The 21,979-nt window shown below is 70.5% G+C and carries 20 protein-coding genes; 16 read left to right on the forward strand and 4 right to left on the reverse strand.

Features of this window, described 5'->3' with window-relative positions:
- Positions 1-54: 54 nt before the first annotated feature.
- Both OG709_RS14515 and OG709_RS14520 read right to left on the reverse strand, forming a co-directional pair.
- On the reverse strand, positions 55-1,623 hold the full coding sequence (locus tag OG709_RS14515) for an MFS transporter (RefSeq protein ID WP_326694689.1): 1,569 nt from the start codon (positions 1,621-1,623) through the stop codon (positions 55-57).
- Positions 1,624-1,725: 102 nt separating this feature from the next.
- Positions 1,726-2,373 carry a TetR/AcrR family transcriptional regulator gene (locus OG709_RS14520; RefSeq protein WP_250301813.1) on the reverse strand — a complete coding sequence of 216 codons (648 nt, stop codon included), beginning with the start codon at positions 2,371-2,373 and terminating at the stop codon, positions 1,726-1,728.
- A gap of 313 nt (positions 2,374-2,686) precedes the next feature.
- Here OG709_RS14520 and OG709_RS14525 point away from each other — a divergent pair, with 313 nt between their 5' ends.
- The gene (locus OG709_RS14525; RefSeq protein ID WP_326694688.1) at positions 2,687-4,024 is read left to right on the forward strand and encodes a M6 family metalloprotease domain-containing protein; all 1,338 of its coding nucleotides are present in this window, start codon (positions 2,687-2,689) and stop codon (positions 4,022-4,024) included.
- 70 nt (positions 4,025-4,094) lie between these two features.
- On the opposite strand, the gene OG709_RS14530 is transcribed toward OG709_RS14525, so the two are convergent.
- Positions 4,095-4,439, reverse strand: a complete 345-nt coding sequence (locus OG709_RS14530) for an ATP-binding protein (protein ID WP_266645012.1) — start codon at positions 4,437-4,439, stop codon at positions 4,095-4,097.
- 39 nt (positions 4,440-4,478) lie between these two features.
- Here OG709_RS14530 and OG709_RS14535 point away from each other — a divergent pair, with 39 nt between their 5' ends.
- The 10 genes from OG709_RS14535 to OG709_RS14580 all read left to right on the forward strand — a co-directional run bounded on the left by OG709_RS14535 (position 4,479) and on the right by OG709_RS14580 (position 14,973).
- A complete protein-coding gene (locus OG709_RS14535; RefSeq protein ID WP_250301949.1) occupies positions 4,479-4,799 on the forward strand; it encodes a hypothetical protein in 321 nt (106 codons plus the stop codon).
- Positions 4,800-4,829: 30 nt separating this feature from the next.
- Positions 4,830-5,000 (forward strand): DUF5670 family protein, encoded by a 171-nt coding sequence (locus OG709_RS14540; RefSeq protein ID WP_250301939.1) that lies wholly within the window; start codon positions 4,830-4,832, stop codon positions 4,998-5,000.
- 155 nt (positions 5,001-5,155) lie between these two features.
- Complete coding sequence (locus OG709_RS14545) at positions 5,156-6,070, forward strand: RNA polymerase sigma factor SigF (protein WP_250301811.1); 915 nt, start codon at positions 5,156-5,158, stop codon at positions 6,068-6,070.
- 317 nt (positions 6,071-6,387) lie between these two features.
- The gene (locus tag OG709_RS14550) at positions 6,388-7,818 is read left to right on the forward strand and encodes an MFS transporter (RefSeq protein WP_250301810.1); all 1,431 of its coding nucleotides are present in this window, start codon (positions 6,388-6,390) and stop codon (positions 7,816-7,818) included.
- 80 nt (positions 7,819-7,898) lie between these two features.
- Positions 7,899-9,452: an FGGY family carbohydrate kinase gene (locus tag OG709_RS14555; RefSeq protein ID WP_250301809.1), complete on the forward strand. Its 1,554-nt coding sequence runs from the start codon at positions 7,899-7,901 to the stop codon at positions 9,450-9,452.
- Between the two features lie 92 nt (positions 9,453-9,544).
- Positions 9,545-11,218, forward strand: coding sequence for a glycerol-3-phosphate dehydrogenase/oxidase (locus tag OG709_RS14560; protein ID WP_250301808.1), 1,674 nt, complete (start codon positions 9,545-9,547; stop codon positions 11,216-11,218).
- Positions 11,215-12,768, forward strand: a complete 1,554-nt coding sequence (locus tag OG709_RS14565; RefSeq protein WP_326694687.1) for an FAD-binding oxidoreductase — start codon at positions 11,215-11,217, stop codon at positions 12,766-12,768. The genes OG709_RS14560 and OG709_RS14565 overlap by 4 nt, the downstream gene beginning before the upstream one ends.
- 41 nt (positions 12,769-12,809) lie before the next feature.
- On the forward strand, positions 12,810-13,466 hold the full coding sequence (locus OG709_RS14570) for a glycerol-3-phosphate responsive antiterminator (protein WP_266642551.1): 657 nt from the start codon (positions 12,810-12,812) through the stop codon (positions 13,464-13,466).
- A gap of 5 nt (positions 13,467-13,471) precedes the next feature.
- On the forward strand, positions 13,472-13,774 hold the full coding sequence (locus tag OG709_RS14575) for a putative quinol monooxygenase (protein WP_250301805.1): 303 nt from the start codon (positions 13,472-13,474) through the stop codon (positions 13,772-13,774).
- A complete protein-coding gene (locus tag OG709_RS14580) occupies positions 13,771-14,973 on the forward strand; it encodes a zinc-binding dehydrogenase (RefSeq protein ID WP_250301804.1) in 1,203 nt (400 codons plus the stop codon). Before OG709_RS14575 ends, OG709_RS14580 begins: the two co-directional genes overlap by 4 nt.
- 114 nt (positions 14,974-15,087) lie before the next feature.
- Here the strand turns inward: OG709_RS14580 and OG709_RS14585 are convergent, their stop codons facing one another.
- The gene (locus tag OG709_RS14585; RefSeq protein WP_250301938.1) at positions 15,088-15,462 is read right to left on the reverse strand and encodes a DUF488 domain-containing protein; all 375 of its coding nucleotides are present in this window, start codon (positions 15,460-15,462) and stop codon (positions 15,088-15,090) included.
- Positions 15,463-15,660: 198 nt separating this feature from the next.
- Between OG709_RS14585 and OG709_RS14590 the strand changes: the two genes are divergently transcribed.
- The 5 genes from OG709_RS14590 (at position 15,661) to OG709_RS14610 (ending at position 21,958) form a co-directional block, all read left to right on the forward strand.
- Positions 15,661-16,851 carry an ROK family transcriptional regulator gene (locus OG709_RS14590; RefSeq protein WP_250301803.1) on the forward strand — a complete coding sequence of 397 codons (1,191 nt, stop codon included), beginning with the start codon at positions 15,661-15,663 and terminating at the stop codon, positions 16,849-16,851.
- Positions 16,852-17,039: 188 nt separating this feature from the next.
- On the forward strand, positions 17,040-18,365 hold the full coding sequence (locus OG709_RS14595) for an extracellular solute-binding protein (RefSeq protein WP_250301802.1): 1,326 nt from the start codon (positions 17,040-17,042) through the stop codon (positions 18,363-18,365).
- Positions 18,352-19,449, forward strand: a complete 1,098-nt coding sequence (locus tag OG709_RS14600; protein ID WP_326694685.1) for a carbohydrate ABC transporter permease — start codon at positions 18,352-18,354, stop codon at positions 19,447-19,449. The genes OG709_RS14595 and OG709_RS14600 overlap by 14 nt, the downstream gene beginning before the upstream one ends.
- Complete coding sequence (locus tag OG709_RS14605; RefSeq protein WP_250301800.1) at positions 19,446-20,321, forward strand: carbohydrate ABC transporter permease; 876 nt, start codon at positions 19,446-19,448, stop codon at positions 20,319-20,321. Before OG709_RS14600 ends, OG709_RS14605 begins: the two co-directional genes overlap by 4 nt.
- The gene (locus OG709_RS14610; protein WP_329166429.1) at positions 20,318-21,958 is read left to right on the forward strand and encodes a beta-N-acetylhexosaminidase; all 1,641 of its coding nucleotides are present in this window, start codon (positions 20,318-20,320) and stop codon (positions 21,956-21,958) included. The genes OG709_RS14605 and OG709_RS14610 overlap by 4 nt, the downstream gene beginning before the upstream one ends.
- The last annotated feature ends 21 nt before the right edge of the window (positions 21,959-21,979 follow it).

Consider the following 21,979-nt stretch of genomic DNA (forward strand, 5'->3'; position numbering starts at 1 on the left):
CAGGGAACACGGTGCCGGTGCGGGACCAGGGCAGATCTGCTGCGTTCGGAACGGTCAGTGCGCGATCACCGGGATCTGCACCTCGTCCTCGACCGCGTCGGTCTCACCGGAGCCGGAACCGGAACCAGAGCCGGAACCGGGGCGAGAGGCCGCCGGAGTGACCGAGGGGCGTCCGGCATTGATGAGCGTCAGCGCGATCACCGAGGAGATCGCCAGGATGCCGACGGCCACCCAGATGGCGTTCGTGTAGCCGTGCACCAGCGCCTGGGCCTGGACCAGCTTCGCGTTGGCACCGGCCGCCGCGTGGCTCGTGAGGTACGCGGTGGTGGCCGAGGCCGCGATCGTGTTCAGCAGCGCGGTACCGATCGCGCCACCCACCTGCTGCGACGTGTTGACCATCGCCGAGGCGACACCCGCGTCACGCGGCGCGATGCCGTGCGTGGCGAGGGACATCGCAGGCATGAACGCCGTACCCATCCCGAGGCCCAGCAGGATCATGCCCGGCAGGATCACTCCGGCGTACGAGGAACCGACCTCGATGCGGGTCAGCAGCAGCATGCCGACGGCCGCGACGGCGAAGCCGGGGCCCATCAGGAACCGGGCGGGCACCCGGGTCATCAGCCGGGCACCGATCTGCGTGGAGCCCGTGATCATGGCGGCGACCATCGGCAGGAAGGCGAAGCCGGTCCGGACCGAGGAGTACCCCTGCACGACCTGGAGGTAGTACGTCAGGAAGAGGAAGAGACCGAACATCCCGATGATGGCCAGGCCCAGCGAGGCGTAGATACCACCGCGGTTGCGGTCCGCGACCACGCGCAGCGGCAGCAGCGGGGCCTTGACCTTCGACTCGACGAGGACGAACGCGCCGAGCAGCACGACGGTGGCGACGAACAGGCCGATCGTGACCGGGTCGGACCAGCCGTCGGACGCGGCGCGCGTGAAGCCGTACACCAGCGAGACCAGGCCGGTCGTGGAGAGCAGCACACCGGGGATGTCCAGCGGCGAGCGGTTACGGCCGCCCGCGGGCTCACGGATCACGAAGTACGCGCCGAGCGCGGCGACGGCCGCGAACGGGATGTTGACGAAGAACGTCCAGCGCCAGTCCAGGTACTCGGTGAGGAATCCGCCGAGCAGCAGGCCCACGGCGCCACCGCCACCGGCGATGGCTCCGAAGATGCCGAACGCCTTGGCGCGCTCCTTGGCATCGGTGAAGGTCACGGCGAGCAGCGACAGCGCGGCCGGCGCGAGCAGCGCGCCGAAGACACCCTGCGCGGCACGGGAGGTGAGCAGCATCGCCTCGTTGGCGGCGGCGCCGCCGACCGCGGATGCCGCGGCGAAACCGAGCAGCCCGATGACGAAGGCGCGCTTGCGGCCCCAGAGGTCGCCGATACGGCCACCGAAGAGCAGCAGCCCGCCGAAGGCGAGGGCGTAGGCCGTGATGACCCACTGCTTGTTGGCGTCGGAGATCCCGAGGTCGACCTGGGCGTGCGGCAGCGCGATGTTCACGATCGTCGCGTCGAGCACCACCATCAGCTGGGCCAGCGCGATGAAGACCAGCGCTTTCCAGCGGTTGGGATCAGGTAGTGATATGTCGTCAGTTTTCGGCATGGCGGATTTCGACATGGTGGTGGCCACCTAGGGGTGCGGAGAAGGGTGAACAGGTCTGAGGACAGCGTCCCGAACAGGAGTTGACGGGAGGTGGAATACGGAGGCGTTACAGCTGGATCACGACTGACGGCGCAGGTCTTCGAGGGTCGCCGGTGACCCCGGAAGGACGGTCCGCGCCGGGGCCTGGAGCCCGTCGAGGAACAGCTGCAGATGACGGTGGACGAAGCGGTCGAGGTCCAGGCAGCCGGTGCCCGGCAACGGCCTGGTGAGCTGGGACAGGGCTACGAAAAGGTCTCCGACGGCGACGTCGGCGCGCAGCTGCCCCTCGTGGCGTGCGCGTTCCATCAGGTCTTCCACGGAGTCCGTGAGCCGGTCACGCGCGGCCGTGATCTCCGCGTCCGCACGGTCGAAGCCGTCGGCGAGCATCGGACAGAGCGCGCCGATCTTCTCCCCGGCCGCGGCGTGCACGAAGCGGCGCAACGCGGTGAAGCTGTCGGATTCCTCGGCGATGGCCGTCTCCACCTGGTCCGACAAGTGGGCCATGACGAAGAGCACCACGTGCCGGAAGAGGCCGGTGCGGTCGGGGAAGTGGCGGTAGAGCGTGGCATTGCCGACGCCGGCCCGGCGGGCGATCTCGTCGAGCGGGACGTCGGGCCCCTGCTCCACGAAGACCTCACGCGCGGCACAGACGATCCGCTCCCGGTTGCGCAGGGCGTCGGCCCTGGGGCGCGGCCGGGCGGCGGTGGCGGTGTGCACGGCGTCCACTTCCCTCTCCTGAGGTCTTCGGTTCACGTCATGTGGTTCACGTCATCGGTCGAGTCGCTGGTGTCACTGATGGAGCTGGTGTCACTGGCGTCACGCAAGCGGGGAGGGTTTCCCCACTTCGCTGCAACCAAGGGTTCAAACGGGGAAACCATCCCCGGTTATTTCCCGCAACGCTTGTGACCTGAGTCACGTGCGTTTGAGCCGAAGAACCCACGATCGGCCCACTCAGCGCGCGCGTCCGCCGCCCCCGACACAGGGTGATCGAACAAGCGCAGTACGGATCCGTCGGCTGCCGCGGCCCGAAGGCGAAGGCATGCATCTGACCCGCCCAAGGACGAGCGGCAGCCGCACTGGCCGCTCACGGATACGTACGCCGCGCCGCCCACTGGCCGTCGTCACCCTCGCCGCACTCGCGCTGGCGGCACTGACCTCGGGCAGCACCACCCTCGTACCGAGGACTCCGTCGGGCGGCTCCGCCCCCGCGTCCGCCGGGCGGCTCGCCCACCCCACCGACCACGGCGGCTCCGTATCGCTCGGCCCCTGCAAGATCGGCGGCGCCATGGGCGTCCAGATGTCCGAGGGCCTGCCGACCGCCCCCGGCTACGCCCGCTCGACCGGCACGGTCCACGCGCTCACCCTCATGATCGACTTCCCGGACGCGGAGGGCCGCGGCAACGCGATGAGCCGGTACGACGAGTTCTTCCCGCAGACCGCCGACTGGTACCGCACCAGCTCGTACGGGCGGCTCGACTACCGCCCGGATACGCCCGTCAAACACTGGCTGCGGATGCCGAAACCGTTCACCGCGTACGGCATACAGCGCGGCTCCCCCTACGAACCGGGCTACCGCGACCTCGCCCGGGACATCGTCAAAGCGGCCCGCAGCCAGGTGGACTTCCGCAAGTACGACCTGGTCAACGTCATCGCCACCCCCAACGCGGGCCCCTCGGCGCTGGACACCGTGCTCTCCGTGACCTTCTCCGGGAACGACGAGGCCCCGGTGACCGACGGCGTCCGGCTCTCCAACATGTCGTTCATCTACAGCCGCCAGGACGACGGATCCGGCTCGTACGACCACACCGGCTACCGCGTCCTGCCGCACGAGAACGGCCACGACTTCGGCCTCCCCGACCTCTACACGTCGAGCGGCGGCGGCTCGGTCGGGCACTGGGACATCATGTCCGAGGACTGGGGCGCCGACAACGACATGCTGGGCTGGCACAAGTGGAAGCTCGGCTGGCTGGACGACAGTCAGGTCAGCTGCGCGTCGACCCCGGGCACCCACCAGGCCACGCTCTCCCCGCTGGAGACCCGCGGCGGCACCAAACTGGCGGTGATCCCGATGTCGGAGTCGGCCGCCTACGTACTGGAGGTCCGCACCCGCTCGGGCAACGACGACGCGGTCTGCCGGGCCGGCGTCCTCGTCTACCGCGTCGACGGGGACGTCGACACCGGCCAGGGCCCCATCACCGTCAAGGACAGCACCCCGGACAGCAGCGGCTGCACCATGCGCCCCAATGTGCAGGCGGAGCTGTCGGACGCGCCGTTCATGGTGGGCCAGACCTTCACGGACGCGGCGCGCGGGGTCATCGTCGCCGTCACCGGGAAGGACAAGTCGGGCCGCTACGAGGTGCGCATCACGCGTTCCTGATGCTTCTGATACTCCTGAACGGTGCGACTGGGCGGCACCCGGCCTCACCCGGTCTCCGGCCTCAGCGACCTCAGCGGACGAGGGTGGCGGAGACGACCTTGCCGCCGTCCGGCCGGGGCGACACCTCGACGGTGCGGGCCAGCCGCCGCACCATCGGCCAGCCGAAGCCGCCCCCGCACCCGGTCAGATCGGGCGTGCGGTCCTGCGGATGGGCGGGGCTGGGATCGGCGACGGCGACTTCAAGACACCGCCGGTCGGCAGTGAGCCGCAGCACGGTCACACCGCCCGCGTGCCGCAGGGCGTTGGTGACGAGCTCGGAGACCAGCAGGACCAGGTTCTGACTGGTGTGCGCGGGCGGCGCCGGATGCAGTCCCGACAGGAATCCGAACACCGCCTCCCGCGCCTCGGCCGCCAGTTGCGGCCGACAGGTCCAGTTGGTGAGGTCCGGCCGCCCTTGTCCGCCGCCGCACCGATCGCCGCACCGATCGCCGTATCCGTGGCGCATTTCCCGCTGCACATGACTCACCCCATCGACAGAAACGCCCCTCGCGGCACGTTTGCTGCATTCCTTGCACTCGCCTCACTTCTTGCCACCGCGCGCCTACCCCGGACAGCCGGATCCAGCGAAATCCAGCGGGAAATCAGCGAAAAGAGCCTGCCGTTCACCCGTACGCATGAAATCGAAAAGGCCGGGCAGCCGAATGATCAGCGCAACGACGAAGCGGCGGATCAATGCACCCGTCGACGTGAAGACCGTCGACACAAAGACCGCTGAATAAAACGAATGCAGTGGAGGCTGATATCGATGGGCCCCGTACTTCTTGTTCTTCTTCTCGCCCTGCTTCTCTTCGGCGCGGGCTTCGCACTGAAGGCACTGTGGTGGATCGCGATCGTGGTGCTGGTGGTGTGGCTGCTCGGATTCCTGATCCATCCGGCAGGAGGCAGCAGCCGCAGGGGACGTTGGTACCGCTGGTAGACCGCATCACCCGTCAGGGATGGGCAGGATGGATGGGCCATAACAGAACAAACCCATCCATCCTGCCCGCTTTTCGCTGCGAGAGGATTGAAGACATCACCCCCGGGCAGGAGCGGACATTGAACGGGGTCCGCTACTTGGGGAGGCTGAACACCATGGCGCTGAAGTCCGCGCATGCTGCCACGACCGAGCCGGTACCTGCTGTGCCCGCAGGATCGGTACCGACCGCTCCGGCTCCGCCGGAGGTGGGCGGCCTTCCGTGGATCGAGGATGCGGGGAAGGTGGCACCGAAGGACGCGCGGGCACTTTCCAAGCTCTTTTTCGATCAGCTCCAGGTGCTCGAAGAGGGCACCCATGAATACCAGTACGCCCGCAACACCCTTATCGAGATGAACCTTTCACTCGTCAGGTTCGCCGCGAGCCGTTTCCGGCACCGCGGAAGCGGCGAGATGGAGGACATCACCCAGGTCGGCACGATCGGTCTGATCAAGGCCATCGACCGGTTCGACCTGTCCCGCGAGGTGGAATTCACCACGTTCGCCGTCCCTTATATCGTCGGCGAGATCAAGCGTTTCTTCCGCGACACCAGCTGGGCCGTCCATGTGCCGCGCAGGCTCCAGGAGCTGCGGGTGGAGATCGCCAAGGGGAAGGAACACCTGGCGGTTCTGCTGGACCGCGACCCGACGGTCGCCGAGCTGGCCGCGCACCTCGACCTCACCGAGGACGAGATCGTCGAGGGCATCGTCGCGAGCAACGGCTACACCGCGGGCTCGCTGGACATGCCCAACGATTCGGGCAGCGACAGCCAGGCGGCCAAGAGCGGTCGTACCTTCGCCGACGTCCTGGGCGAGCCCGACCCGGCGATGGAGACGGTCGAGGACCTGCACGCCCTGGCTCCCCTGCTGCACACGCTCGACTCCCGCGAACGCCGCATCGTGGAGATGCGCTTCGGCGAGGAGCTGACCCAGGCCCAGATCGGCGAGCAGCTCGGCATCTCGCAGATGCATGTGTCCCGTCTGCTGGCGCGCATCCTGAAGCGGCTGCGCAGCGGAATGCTCGTCGAGGACTGAGGCGGGGGCCAGGGCCAGCGATCGGCCGGAGCCAGGGGTCAGCCAGGCCCAGGGATCGGCCAGGACCGAGGCGTACGGAGCGCGGCCCGCAACGCGGGCCGCGCGTCACGTTTGCGTAACCTGGCCGAAACTCTTGACGCTTCTCTGGCTGGTTCCTAACCTCACTGAGTAGTACGCACTCTCGTTGTTCACGTGCTGCGGCGCTTTCCGCAGTGTTTTGGCAGGCACAGACATAGACCACCTGTCGGTGGTTTCGTCATGCCTGCTTTTTCTGTGCTCCCCGTGCCGCCGATGGGTCTTCATTCGAAGGCGGATTCATGGCACAACGTCCGAGCGTCAAAGGCGTCGCCGACGTCGTTGCGCTCATCGATGGGCTGGGGAAGATCACCGGCCGGGCGCAAGTCATCTGGTTCCTCGTGTTCGGCGGGCTGTTCCTCGACGCCTACTCGAACGCCGCGCTGAGCGCCGGTCTGGGACCCATGACGGCCCAGATGCATCTGTCCAGCACCCAGGTCTCGATCCTCACGGCCACCGCCCCGGCCCTGGCGATCATCTTCAACCCGGTCGGCGGCTGGCTCGCCACCCGGTTCGGCCGGGTTCCCCCGCTGCTGATCGCCAAGGTGTTCGCCATCGCGGGCGCCCTGCTGGCCTGCTTCGCCGGTGACTTCACCGTCGTCTGGCTGGGCCGGGTCCTGGTGGGCATCGCGTACGGGATCGACTTCGCGGTCGCCATGGCACTGCTCGCCGAGTACACCCCGGCGAAGATGAGCGGCCGGCTCAATCTGTGGCAGGCCGTCTGGTACGTCGCCACCACCAGCAACCTCGCGCTCGCCCTGGTCTTCTTCAACCTGGACGTGGGCCAGGACATCTGGCGCTGGTCGGTCGGCTCCGCCGGGGTCGTGGCCGCTGTGATGCTGATCCTCCAGTGGACGATGCTCTCCGAGAGCCCCACCTGGCTCGCGGGCAAGGGCCGCCTGGACGACGCGGTCCGCAGCCTGGACCGGATCTACAAGATCAAGGCCGTCGCGGGGAAGCCCGACGCCGCCACCCGCGCCGCCACCACCGCCCCCGCGATCGGGATGCGCCAGGCCGGGCTGCTCTTCAAGGGCGAGTACCTGCCCCGGACCATCCTCTCCTCGGTGATCTCGCTGGGGCAGTCCATGCAGTACTTCGCGGTCGGCTGGTACCTCCCGCTGATCAGCCTGACGATCTTCGGCGAGAGCTTCCAGAAGGCCACCATCGGCTCGATGGTGTTCAACGCCTTCGGTATCGCGGGCGGCCTGCTCTCCGCGTACTTCGGCCGCCGCCTGGGCCTGCGGCTCAGCTCGGCCTTCGGGTTCGGCGGGGTGTTCGTCGCGCTGGTCGCGATGGGCCTCACCTTCGAGAAGGTCCCGACCGCCGTGGCGTTCCTGCTGCCCGTGCTGTTCATCCTCTGCCACTCCGCGGGCCCCGGCGCCAACGGCAAGTCCATCGCGGCGCTCTCGTACAGCAGTGATGTGCGCGCCCTGGGCACCGGTGTCACCGGGATGGTCGGCAGCTTCGGCAGTGTCGCCGGACTGTATGTGTTCCCGCAGATCAAGGACTCGCTGGGGCTCGCCGACACCTTCCTGGTGATCTCCGTCGTACCGCTGCTCGGCATGATCACCTGCCTGGCGATCAAGTGGGACCCGACGAAGAGCGCGCAGTCGCCCGACGAGGCGGCGGCCGAGGGTGCGGCAGGTTCGCCGGAGCCCGCGACCGCGCGCTGACCGTCCGCCGCGCCTGCCGCACCACACGATGATCCCCTCCCCCTCAGCACGTTCGCGATGCTCGCAATGAAAGGGCTGCAATGACGCAGACGCTCCCCGGCGCCGCCCCACGGCGCGGTGTGCTGGCCATCGACGAAGGCACCACGGGCACCAGAGCAGGAGTCGTCCTCGACTCCGGCGCCGCCCACGAGGTGTTCTACCGGTCGATCGAGGTCAGCCATCCGGACGACCTCTCGGTCGAGCAGGATCCGATGGAGATCTGGTCCGCCACCGTCGAGGTGGCGCGCCGCGCCGTCGGCCGGGCCCGCGAGGACGGCATCGGGATCACCGCGGTGGCGCTCTCCACCCAGCGGGCCACCGCGATGCTGTGGGACCGGGTCACCGGGCAGCCGCTACTGCCCGCGGTGGTGTGGCAGGACCGGCGGTACGCGCAGGAGCTGACCTCGTACGAGAAGGAGTGGGACGCCGCGCTGCTGGCCCGGCAGGGCCGGCCGGTCGGCGCCCGCGCGCCGTTCCTCTGGGCGGCCCGGCAGATCGCCGCGCACCCGGAGGTGGCCGCCGCGCACCGCGCGGGGCGGCTGCTCTTCGGCACCGTCGACACCTGGCTGATCTGGCGCCTCACCGGTGGCGCCGTGCACGCCACCACTCCCACCAACGCCGCGTCCACCGGCGGTTATCTGCTCGAACAGCACGCCTGGGACGAGGAGTGGATCAACCGGCTCGGCTTCCCCCTCGACCTGCTGCCCGAACTCCGGTCCGACGACGCCGGGTTCGGTACGACCGACCCGGACATCCTCGGGATCGCCGTCCCGCTGGCCGCCTCCATGGGCGACCAGCACGCCGCACTGATCGCGCTCGGCGGGCTCGCCGCCGGGCAGGGCATGTGCATGTACGGGACCGGCGCCTTCGTGGACGCGGCGACCGGCACCGAGCCCGCCCTGCCCCGGCCGGACATCTCCGGGGTGCTCGCCCAGCCCGGCCGGCGGCAGGGCGACATCAGCCACTACAGCCTGGAGGCCTACACCTCCACAGCGGGTTCGGCGCTGCGCTGGCTCTGCGACGACCTGGGGTTGTTCGCATCGCCGAAGGAACTCGGTGAGGAGGCGGGCCGGGTCCCCACCCGGCCGGGCCGCACCCCGCGTTTCGTCCCGGCACTCGCCGGGGTCCGTACGCCGGTCTGGCATCCGGAGGCCACCGCCTCCCTCACCGGGCTCACCCTCGCCACCACCCGCGCCGACCTGGCCCGCGCCGTGCTAGACGGGATCGCGCACTCGGTGTGCGACCTCATCGACGGGGTCGCGGACACCATGGGCGCGCCGTTCACCCGGCTCCGGGTCGGCGGCGGGGTGGCCGGCAGCGACCCGCTCCTGCAGATCCAGGCCGACCTGACCGGCCTGTCGCTGGAGCGGGTCGCCGACTCGGCCACCGCCAGCCTGCGCGGCACCGCCTATCTGGCCGGTGTCGCCCAGGGGTTGTGGTCCTCGCTGGACGAGGTCGTCGAGGCGCAGCCGCGCGGCACGACCTTCGAGCCCGCGATCAGCGCGGCCGACCGCACCGGACAGCGGGCCGCCTGGCGCGACGTCCTGATCTCGCACCTGGACGACCCGGCCCTGAAACCTCTTGAACCTCACTGACCTCACGCCCCCCACCGACGGCCCCGACCGTCGCCTGGACGGCCCGTACCTGACCGCGCGGCCGTCGCACCGAACCACCAGGAGTTGATGTTGTGATCACCATGCCCGCCAGGAAACCGGGGCGCGGCGCCGCGGCGACCCGTGTGAAGCCGCTGCTGCTGGACCGCGCGGCGACGAAGCGCCGGCTGGCCGACGACACGTACGACGTGCTCGTCATCGGCGGCGGCATCACCGGCGCGTACGCCGTCCTCGACGCGGCCTCGCGCGGGCTGCGCGCGGCCCTGATCGAGAAGGACGACTTCGCGTCCGGCACGTCCTCGAAGTCCTCGAAGATGGTGCACGGCGGCCTGCGTTACATCGAGCAGGGCAACGTCAACCTGGTGCGCCACTCGCTCCTGGAGCGTCACCGCTTCCGCAAGAACGCCCCGCACCTGGTACACCGGCTGCCGTTCCTCTTCCCGATCCTGGAGAAGGAGGGCATCTTCGACGCCCGCCTGGCCAAGGGCTTCGAGGGGCTGCTCTGGACGTACGACCTGGTCGGCGGCTGGCGGATCGGCAAGCTCCACCAGCGTCTGTCGGTCCCCGAGGTCCTCGCGCAGGCGCCGACGCTGCGCGCGGAGAACCTCAAGGGCGGGCTGATGTACTTCGACGCCCGCACCGACGACGCCCGGCTGGTCCTCACCATCGTCCGCACCGCCGCCGCGCTCGGCGCGACGGTCCTCAACGGCGCCAAGGCCGAGGGTCTGCTGACCCAGATGGGCAAGGTCTCCGGCGCCCGGGTCTCCGTGGACGGCGACACCCTCGACATACGGGCGCGGGCCGTCGTGAACGCCACCGGGGTGTGGACCGACGAGCTGGACGCGAAGGCCGACGACCGCCACCAGCCGCAGGTCAGGCCCGCCAAGGGCGTGCACATCGTGGTGCCGTGGGACAAGGTGCGGATCAACTGCACGGTCACCGTGCCGATCCCCGGCCGGGCCCGTCGCGCGACCTGCACCCGCTGGGGCAACAGCGTCGTCCTGGGCACCACCGACGAGGACTACCAGGGCTCCCCGGACGATGTGCACTGCACCCGCGAGGAGATGAACTTCCTTCTGGAGGGCGCCAACACGGCCTTCGAGGGGAAGCTCACCCCGGACGACGTGGTGGGCTCGATCGGCGGGCTGCGTCCGCTGGTCGGCGGCAAGGAGGGCGCGACGCTCGACATGCGCCGCGACCACCACATCTCGGTCGGCCGCACCGGCATGGTCACCGTGACCGGCGGAAAGCTCACCACCAGCCGTCACATGGGCGAGCTCGTCATCGACAAGGTGATGACGGTCCTCGGCCGCAAGGGCAAGAGCCGTACGGCGAACCTGCCGCTGCTCGGCGGCGCCGGCTACGACGCCGAGGCCGTCGCCGCGTCCGGCGGTATCGCCGCGCACCTGGGCGAACGGTTCGGCACCGAGGCCCGGTTCGTCGGCGACCTGATCCAGGACGACCCGACGCTGGCCGAACCGATCGTCGCGGGGCTCCCGTACACGAAGGCGGAGGTCGTGTACGCGGCCCGCGCCGAGCTGGCCCGCTCGGTCGACGACGTCCTCTCCCGCCGGATGCGCGCCCGCCTGTTCGCCCGGGACGCCTCCGCCGACGCGGCCACCGCCGTCGGCGAGATCCTCGGCCGCGAACTGAACCTCGACGAGGCGGCGGTGGACCGTTCGGTCGCCGAGTACCTCGAAGCAGTCCGTCATGAGAAGTCCGTACTCCTCGAAGGAGCAGCAGCATGATCAGCCGTCAGACCATCACCCACCCGTTCAACCGCGGCAACTACACGGTCGGCGCCCCCAGCTTCGCCAAGTGGGCGCAGAACACCCCCATCGGCGACGGCGAGGCCGCGCTCCAGGTGAACCCGGTCGAGGTCCCCGAGACCGTGATCGAGGCGCTGCGTGAGGCCGCGCACGCGGTGCACACCTCCCGCGACGAGGTCGTCACCCGGACCCGCGACTGGTGGGCCGGCTCGATGATCGGCGAGACCGAGGGGCGCCCGGCGACCACGGACGCCGTGATCGTCGAGGCGGCCGACGCCGACCAGGTCGCGGCCGTGCTGCGGATCTGCCACGCGGCCGGCATCCCGGTCACCCCGTCCGCGGGCCGCTCCAACGTGACGGGCGCGGCGCTGCCGGTCTTCGGCGGTGTCGTCCTGGACGTCTGCGCGCTGAACCGGATCACCGGCTTCGACGCCGAGTCGAACGTGGTGGACGTCGAGGCGGGCATGTTCGGCGACCTCTTCGAGAAGCAGCTCCAGGAGGAGTACGGCGTCACGACCGGCCACTGGCCGTCGGCGTTCGCCGTCTCCACGGTCGGCGGCTGGATCGCCTGCCGCGGCGCCGGTCAGCTCTCCACCCGCTACGGCAAGATCGAGGACATGGTCATCGGCGTGGACGTGATCCACGCGGACGGCACCCGTGCCACGTACGGCGACTACGCCCGCGCGGCCATCGGCCCCGACCTGCGCCAGCTGTTCGTCGGCTCCGAGGGCACCCTCGGCGTCATCGTCTCGGCGCGGCTGCGCGTGCACCCGCTGCCGGAGTACGCCAACGCCGTCGCGTACGGCTTCGCGACCTTCGCCGAAGGCCTGGACGCCTGCCGCGAGATCATGCAGCGCGGCGCGACCCCGGCCGTACTGCGTCTGTACGACAAGCTGGAGTCGGGCACCCACTTCGGGCACCCGGACACCAACCTCCTGCTGATCGCCGACGAGGGCGACCCCACCATCGTCGACGCCTCGATCAAGGTGGCGTCCGAGGTGTGCGCGGCGTTCGGACCCGAGCTGGACAGCAAGGCGGTCTTCGAGCGCTGGCTGGACGAGCGGATGCTGGTCGGCAAGTCCGCGGACGGCTTCACGCCGGGCCCCGGCTTCGTCGCGGACACCCTGGAGATGGCCGCGTCCTGGACCGACCTCCCGGTGATCTACGACGAGGTGGTCGCCGCGATCCAGTCGGTGCCCGGCACCCTGGCGGCCTCGGCCCACCAGTCCCACGCGTACACCGACGGCGCCTGCGTCTACTTCTCGCTGCGCGGCGAGGTGGCGCCCGAGTCGCGCCGCGACTGGTACCGCTCGGTGTGGGACGCGGCCAACGCCGTGCTCATCAAGCACCGCGCGGCGCTCAGCCACCACCACGGCTGCGGTCTGCTGCGCGGTCCGTACCTGGAGGAGGCGCTCGGCGCGGGCTTCGCCACGTTCGTCGCGGTGAAGACGGCCCTCGACCCGACCGGGATTCTCAACCCTGGCAAACTGGGGCTTCCCAGCCGATTCGGTACGTCTCCGCTGAACTGACCCAGCGGGCACCCACCCGCCCGTCCCAGGCAGGCATCCGTATGAGCTCCTCCCCCCGGCCCGGCGCCGCACTCGATCCCCGGCTCGCCCCGGCCTTCGCCGAGGTGCCGGTGATCGCGTCGGTCGTCGGCGCCCAGCCGCTGCGGCAGTTCCTGACCGCACCGGTCAAGGTGTGCATCCTCGCGTCGTTCGCCGTGGGGCAACTGCCCCAGGTCGTACCGGCGCTGGGCCGGGCGGGGAAGACCGTGTTCGTGAACGTCGACAGCAGCCCCGGTCTGGCACAGGACCGGGGCGCGCTGGAGTTCATCAAGAACATGGGCGCCCACGGCGTGGTGAGCACCCGGCTCTCCCTCATAGAGAAGGGCCGCCCGCTCGGCCTGCTGACGATGATGAAGGTCTTCGTCACCGACCGGTCCAACCTGCGCCGCTCCACCGACGCGATCTCCCGCGGGGCGCCCGACCTGGTCGAGATCATGCCCGCCCCGATCATCGGCCGGATGAGCGCGCAGGCCCAGCGCGCGATGTCCCCGTCGGTCGCCGCGGGCTTCGTGGAAACCCCCGCGGACGTGGCACTCGCGCTGGCCCTCGGGTCGGTGGCCGCCGCCACGTCCGATCCCCGCCTCTGGCACCTGCGCCGCGACCAGCTGCCGCCGGTCCCGCCGTCCGCCCTCAAGAGGCCCGCCACACCCCAGGAGTAACCCCCATGACGTACGTGGTCATAGCCCGCTACCGCACCCGGCCCGGCGCGGAACAGACCGTCCTCGCCCTCCTCGACACGATGTCCGCCGCCTCCCGCCAGGAGCCCGGCAACCTCGGCTACCGCGTCCACCAGGGCACCGAGGACCCGCGGGCGGTCGTGCTGTACGAGGAGTACGCGACCGAGGCCGACTTCACCGCCCACTGCGCCACCCCGCACTTCCAGGAGATCGTGCTCGGCCAGGTCGTGCCGCTCCTGGAGAGCCGCGACGTACTGCGCTGCGCCCCGCGTCCGGAGGTGACGGCGTGAAGACCCGCGCGGTGGTGCTGCGTGACGTGTCGACGGCGCGCCCCTACTCCGGGACCCGTCCCGTCGAGGTGGAGGAACTGACCCTGGGCGGTCCGCGCGAGGGCGAGGTCCTGGTCCGGGTGACCGCCGCCTCCCTCTGCCACTCCGACCTCTCGGTCGTCAACGGCGACCGGGTCCGCCCGCTCCCGATGGCCCTCGGCCACGAGGCGGTGGGCGTGGTCCAGGAGACCGGCCCCGGCGTGCGCCGGTTCTCCCCCGGCGACCACGTGGCGCTGGTGTTCGTCCCCAGCTGCGGCTTCTGCGGCGACTGCGCGGCGGGCCGCCCGGCGCTGTGCGCGCAGGCGGCGGCGGCCAACGGCTCGGGCGGCCTGCTGCACGGTCCGTCGCTCCTCCGGGACTCGGCCGGCCGGACGGTCCACCACCAGCTGGGGGTCTCCGCGTTCGCCGAACTCACCGTGGTGGCACAGGAGTCGCTGGTCCCGATCCCCAAGGACGTCCCGTTCACGGTCGCGTCGATGTTCGGCTGCGCGGTCCTGACGGGCGCGGGCGCGGTCATCAACACGGCGGCCCTGCGCCCCGGCCAGTCGGCGGTCGTCTACGGCCTCGGCGGTGTGGGCCTGTCCGCGGTGCTCGGCGCGCGGGCGGCGGGCGCCTACCCGATCATCGCGGTCGACCCGGTCGAGGAGAAGCGCGCCCTGGCGCTCCAGCTGGGCGCGACCCATGCGTACGCACCCGCCGACGCGCTCGCCGCGATCCGTGAACTGACCTCCGGCGGCCCCGAGTTGGCGGTGGAGGCGGTGGGCAGCCCCAAGGTCATGGCCGAGTGCCTGACCGCGGTGGCCCGGGGCGGCAGGGTCGTCTCGGTGGGTCTCCCGGCCCCCGACCGCGTACTGGAGGTGCCGGCCCTGGCCTTCGCGGGCGAGGGCAAGTCCCTGCTCGGCTCCTACATGGGCGACGCGGTGCCGCGCCGGGACATCCCCCGCTTCCTCGACCTGTGGCGCGCGGGCCTGATGCCGGTGGAGAAGATGCACACCGGGACGCTCCCGCTGACCGGCATCAACGACGCGCTGGAGGAGCTGGCCTCGGGCCGGGCGATCCGGCAGGTGCTGGACACGTCGGGGGCGCTGGGCAATGAAGGCGCTGAGGGCACTGAAGTAGCGACGGCGCCGACGGGAGTAGCAACGGCGTCGGCGGGCTGAGAGCGGCTCCATCCGTACACCGTTCGGCCACTGCCGGGGCAGCACGCCCGGCAGTGGCCGAAACGCGTTTCGGGCCCCCGGCCCCTTGCGTCCGAGTCCTGTTCAGGCCCCGGCTCAGGCCCCGGCCCGGCCCTTGCGGGAGAGCCGTTCGGCGAGGACCGCGGCCTGACTGTGCTCCAGGTCCCGGCTCGCGGTCAGCAGGGTCACCGGCCCCTTCCCGGCGAGATCACCGAGGCGCTCGAACGCCTGCTGATGTTCGCTGTCGCGAAGTTCGACGAGGTAGCGGCGCCGGAACTCCTGATACCGCTCCGGATCGTGCCCGTACCACTTGCGCAGCTCGGTCGACGGCGCGACCTCGCGCATCCACTCGTCGAGATGGGCGTCCTCTTTGCGTATGCCACGCGGCCAGATCCGGTCCACCAGCACCCGGGTGCCGTCCTGCGGCGTGGTGTCGTCATAGATCCGGTGATAGCCGACGTTCTCCGCCATGGCGTCCTCCGCGACGTAACCGTGCGCCCGCCCGGCCTGCCGGGTTCCGCGGGCGGCCTCCATCGAGCCTAGGCCGTCGCACGCCGGGCCGCCTGGCGTGGCCGAAATATTTCGTCCTTCCTCTTGACGGCGGCCGGGGTGCACCCCGACTCTCTAAAGCATCTTAAGTAAAGCCTCTTTAGGAAGCGTTCTCACTCCATGGCCGAATCCGCCGTCCCCCCTGCCAGGTCCCGCCGTCCGCAGCGCAGTCTGCTCCAGGTGCCTGCGCTGGAGCGGCGGCCTCCGGAGCGGACCAAGGCGAGCACGCTGGACAGCCGGGTGCACAACCGGTCGCTGGTGCTGGCGACGCTGTACCACGAGGGCCCCCGGAGCCGTTCGGAGATCGCACGGGCGACCCGGCTGACCGCGCCGACCATCTCCGCGCTGGTCGCGGACCTGGAGGAGGACGGGCTCGTCGCCGACATCGGCCCGCGCCAGGACGGCACCCGGCTCGGCAAGCCCGCGAGCCTCGTCCGGATCGAGGACGACGCGGTGAACCTCGTGGTGCTCGACCTGTCGCACAACGACCGGTTCAGCGGCGCGGTGCTCAACCTGCGGGGCGAGGCCGTCGAACGCCGGGACGTACCGCTCGGCAACGCCCTCGGCCGGGCGGCCCACGAACTGGTGCTCCGGCTCACCGCCGAACTGGTCGAGGCGGCGCCGCGCCGGGTCCTCGGGATCGGCGTCGGCTCGCCGGGCATCATCGACGACTCCGGGGTCATCCGTCTCGCCGCCCATCTCGGCTGGACGGACCTGCCGTTGGCGGCGGAGCTGACCGAGCACTTCGGCATCCCGGCGTACGTCGGCAACGACGTGAACCTCGCGGCGCTGGGGGTGCTGCACTTCCGGGACGCGCGGACCCAGAACCTCATGGTGATCTCGATCGAGCACGGTGTCGGCGCGGGGCTGATCGTCGGCGGCGAACGCGTCGAGGGAGAGCAGTTCGCGGCGGGCGAGATCGGGCACGTCACCGTCGACGAGGACGGCGAGCTGTGCATGTGCGGGCGGCGCGGCTGCCTCGATCTGGCCATCGACGCGGGCCACTTGAGCAGGCGCCTGGAGCTGGCGGCCGAGGAGGAGTGGCCCGCGCTCCGGTCGGAGGCGGGCCGGGCGCTCGGCGCCGTACTCGCCCCGATCATCAGCGTCCTGAACCTGAACGAGATCGTGCTGACCGGCCCGCCCGAACTGGTCGACGGCGAATTCCTGGACGCCGCACGGGAGGTCGTACGGGCGCGCACGCTCGGCCCGGTCAACGTCGCTCTCGACATCCGTTCCCTCGCCGGGGACACCGATCTGACCCTGCTCGGCGGTGCGTGTCTGGTGCTCGCCGCGGAGCTGGGGGTGCTGTGACACGGGCCCACCCCCCTGTACCGGTCGGCCCCCAGGTTCCGGTCGGCCCCCCTGTACCGGCCGGCCCCCACGAACCGGTCGGCCCCCATGTACCGGTCGGCCCTACCCGCGCGCTGTCCTGCGACCTTCTCCGCGTTCCCCACGCCCTTCTTCCTGCTTGATCCTTCCCCTTACTCACAGGAGTTGCGATGAAACACTCACGGTTCGCCGCGGCCGGCGCCCTCGGACTGGCTTCGGTTCTCACCCTGACCGGCTGCCACGGCTCCGGAACGGGCGGCTCCGGCGGCGGGGATCAGAAGGTCTCCGCCGCGAAGAGCACGGGCAAGACCCTCACCGTCTGGGTCATGCAGGACGACTACTCCCCCGAGTCGCTCGCGGCGATGAAGAAGGCGTTCACCGAGAAGACCGGCGCCAAGGTCAGCATGCAGACGCAGAGTTGGGACGGCATCGCCACCAAACTCACCACGGCGCTGGCCACCGACACCCCGCCGGACGTGCTGGACCTCGGCAACACCCAGGTCGCGAGCTACGCCTCCAGCGGTGGCCTGATGGACCTGACCTCGTACGCCAAGGACCTCAAGCAGGGCCAGAAATGGCTCCCCGGCCTGGAGGACCCCTCCACCGTCGACGGCAGGCTGTACGCCGTGCCGGGCTTCGCCGCCGCGCGCGCCGTGATCTACAACAAGACGATGTGGGCGAAGGCCGGCGTCAAGCAGGCGCCGAAGACCTACGAGGAACTGACCGCGGCCCTGACGAAGGTCAGGACGGCCAACAAGGCCTCCGACTTCTCGCCGTTCTACCTGCCCGGCCAGCACTGGGCCACCGGGCTGCAGTTCGTCTGGGACGCGGGGGGCGAGATAGCCACCCGGAAGGGCGACAAGTGGACGGGCGGCTTCGGTACCGCCAAGGGGCAGGCCGGTCTCGCCGCGTTCAAGAAGTTCCAGAACGCGTACTCGTCGCCCGCCTCCCGTACCGCCGACCCGCAGAACCCCGACCAGCTCCAGGTCTTCGCCGACGGCAAGGCGGGCGCCATCACCGCGACCAGCGGGCAGATCGCCCAGATCGAGAAGGCCAACCCCAAGCTCACGGACGCCGACCTGGGGTCGTTCCCGCTGCCGGGCGCCTCCGGCCACGCACAGCCGGTGATGCTGGGCGGCGCCGTGTGGGGCGTGGCGGCCAAGAGCAAGCACCAGGACCTGGCTCTCCAGTGGATGAAGATCGCCGCGAGCCCGGCCGTCCAGGACACGTGGATCGTCGGACACGACGGCTGGAACCCGAACAGCGCCGAGGCGAACGAGAAGGCCATGGGCAAGGCCGCCCCGCTCAAGAAGGGCTTCTTCGAGGCCGCGCTGAACTCCCGGGCCACCCCGGCCAGCCCGAAGTGGGCGGCGCTGGAGGCGGACAAGTCCGTCAACCAGCTGTTCTCGGCGGTCGCTTCCGGCAAGAAGTCCCCGGCGGACGCGGCCGGGATCTTCGACGCGGCGGTGGACAAGGCCCTCAATGCGACCGGCTGACGGAGCGGGCCGCACCCGCACGCCGGGCGCCCGCGACCTGCTCACCGAGGACCGGGACCCCGCAGAACGTAAGTCGGAACGCAAGTCGGCACGTACGTCGAAACGCAAGCCCCGCCACGAGCCGGGCCGGGAGCCGGATGCGGAAGCGCCCGCCACGGCTCGTACCGGACGGCCCGGAGAGCGGCCGGTGAAGCCCCGCCGGCAGTGGGCGGTGGTGTGGCTGCTCACGCCCGCCGGGCTGGTGATGGCCGCCTTCAGCGTGGCGCCCGTACTGTTCCTGATCTTCACCTCGTTCACGGACTACAACCAACGCACCCTGTTCACCGGCGAGTTCAACATGGTCGGCACCCAGCAGTACGCCGACATGTTCTCCGACCCGGAGTTCTGGAAGTCGCTGGTGCGCAGCGTGCTGTTCACCGTGGCCATGGTCGCGGGCAGCATCGTGATCGGCATGGGTGTGGCCCAGCTCCTCACCCGGTTGCGCACCGCGATGCGGATGACGGTGACGGTCGTCCTGATCTTCGCCTGGGCCATGCCGAACGTCGCCTCCTCCCTGGTGTGGAAGTGGCTGTTCCAGCCCGGCTACGGGGTCGTCAACTGGCTGCTCACCCAGGTGCACGTGTTCGGCGACATGACCAACACCGACTGGGGGCAGAACGCCTCGCTCGCGTACGTGTCGATCTGGCTGCTGGTGGTGTGGCAGGCGGTGCCGTTCATCGCGCTGACCCTGTACGCGGGGCTCACGCAGATGCCCGTGGAGCTGCCCGAGGCCGCGCGGCTGGACGGGGCGGGCGAGTGGCGGGTGTGGTGGTCGGTGACGCTGCCGTTCCTGCGCCCGACCCTGCTGCTCGTCACGATCATGTCGGTGATCTGGGACTTCAACGTCTTCAACCAGATCTGGCTGGTCTCCGCGGGCGGCCCCGACTCGGCGACGAGCACGCTGGGGATCTTCGCGTACAAGACGGCGTTCGTATCGTTCCGGATCGGTCAGGGCGCGGCCCTGTCGGTCATCACCACCGCAATCCTGCTGGGGATCACCGCTGTGTACATCCGCAACCTGCTGCGCTCGGGGGAGGATCTGTGAGCGGCCGTACGGGAAACCGCGTGAAGAACCGCCGCTACCGGGCGGGGAGCCCCCGGGGCGGCCGGCTGAACAACACCCTCGCCGTCGCCTTCTGCCTCGTGTGGATCTTCCCCGTCTACTGGATGGTCAACACGGCGTTCAAGCCCCGCTCCGAGGCGATGACGCCGACCCCGCACTTCTGGCCGCACTCCCCCACGCTGCGCAACTTCGACGTGGCGATCAACCAGACCAGCTTCCTGACCAGCCTGCGCAACAGCCTGATCGTGGTGGGCGGCGCGGTGCTGCTGGCCGTGGTCCTGGGGACGTTCGCCGCGGCGGCGCTGTCCCGGTTCCGCTTCCGCGGCAGGCGCACCCTCATGGTGGCCATCCTGATCGTGCAGATGCTGCCGATCACGGCGCTGCTCATCCCGACCTTCCTGATCTTCAACGAACTCGGGCTGCTGGGCACCTACATCGGGCTGGTCTTCGCATACGTGGCCACCGTGCTGCCGTTCTCGATCTGGGTCATGCGCGGGTTCTTCCTCACCGTCCCGGCCGAGGTCGAGGAGGCCGCGCGGCTCGACGGCGCCACCACCTGGCAGACCCTGACCCGGATCCTCTTCCCGCTGGTCGCGCCGGGCGTGATCGCGTCCAGCATCTTCGCGTTCATCACGGCGTGGAACGACTACCTGGTCGCCTACACGTTCATGAAGGACCAGGACCACTACACGCTGCCGGTCTGGCTGGCGTCGTTCAGCACCCCGGTCACCGGCACCGACTTCGGCGGCCAGATGGCCGGTTCGGTGATCTTCTCCCTGCCGGTGGTCGTCTTCTTCCTGATCATCCAACGCAAATTGGTGTCCGGCATGTCCGCCGGCGCCGTGAAGGGATGACCCGCACCATGCTCCTTCCCCGCCCCGCTTCGGCCTCGTCCGGCGACGGCTCGTTCCCGCTGGACCCGTCCACCCGGATCACCGCGCCCGGCGAACTGGCGCCGACCGCCCACTGGCTCCAGTCGGTCCTGCGTCCGGCGACCGGCCTGCCGCTGCCGGTGACCGGCGTGGCCGGCCCCGCCCCCGGCAGCCCCGCCCTGGCACTGACCCTGGATCCGGCCCTCCCCGCCGAGGGATACCGCCTGACCTGCGGCCCGGACGGAGTCGCCCTCGCGGGTGGCGACGCGGCGGGCGTCTTCTACGGCTGCCAGGCGCTCCGCCAGCTGCTGCCCCCGCAGGTCTACCGCGCGGCCCCGGTGGCCGGGGTGCGCTGGGCGGTGCCGTACGGGACCGTCGAGGACGCCCCGCGGTTCCGCTGGCGCGGCGCGATGCTGGACGTGGCCCGGCACTTCATGCCCAAGCACGACGTACTGCGCTTCCTCGACCTGCTGGCGATGCACCGCCTCAACACGCTCCATCTGCACCTGACCGACGACCAGGGCTGGCGGGTGGAGATCCTGCGCCACCCCCGGCTGACCGAGGTGGGCTCCTGGCGCCGCGAGTCCCAGCTCGGCGCCGCACCGGACGCCCCCGACAACGGCCGCCCGCACGGCGGTTACTACACCCAGGACGACCTGCGCGAGATCGTCGCGTACGCCGCCCAGCGGCACATCACCGTCGTGCCGGAGATCGACGTACCGGGCCACTCGCAGGCCGCCATCGCCGCCTACCCCGAACTGGGCGTACGGGGCGAACAGTTGGAGACGAGCCCGCGGTGGGGCATCAACACGAACATCCTGAACGCCGAGGAGTCGACGGTCGACTTCTTCCTCGGGGTGTTCGACGAGGTGATGGACCTCTTCCCGGCCCCGTTCATCGGGATCGGCGGCGACGAGTGCCCCAAGGACCAGTGGGACACCGACCCGCGCACCCAGGAGCTGATGCGTGAGCGGGGGCTCGGCGGTTCGAAGGAGCTCCAGGCGTGGTTCCTCGGCCGGATCGGCGCGCATGTCGCCGCGCGCGGGCGCCGGGTGTTCGGGTGGGACGAGATCCTGGAGGGGGAGGTTCCCGAGGGAGTGGCCGTCGCCTCCTGGCGCGGCATGACCGGTGCCCGTACGGCGGCGCGCCGGGGGTACGACGTGATCTCCTGCCCCGACGACCAGGTGTACCTGGACTACCGGCAGTCGGAGCTGGACAGCGAGCCGATCCCGTTCGCGGTGCCGCTGACGCTCGCGGACGCGTACCGCTTCGACCCGGTCCCCGACGGGCTCACCGAGCAGGAGACGGCCCGGATCCTGGGCGGGCAGGCCAACATCTGGACCGAGCACATGGATTCGCCCCGGACCGTCGACTACTACGTCTTCCCGCGCCTGTGCGCGATCGCGGAGGCGCTGTGGAGCGGGGGCGAGCGCGACTTCGACGACTTCCGGGTACGGCTGCGCGCCCACCTGGCCCGGCTCGACGCGCTCGGCGTCGAGTACCGGCGGGAGGACGGCCCGCTGCCCTGGCAGAGCCGGCCGGGCGTCCCCGGCAAACCGGCCACGCGCACCGAGTGGGCCGAGCTCATCGACGGGCTCGTGGCCACCATCAGGACCTGAGCGCGCCCCGGCGAACGCTCC

This window comes from Streptomyces sp. NBC_01267 (genome assembly GCF_036241575.1).
Taxonomy (GTDB): domain Bacteria; phylum Actinomycetota; class Actinomycetes; order Streptomycetales; family Streptomycetaceae; genus Streptomyces.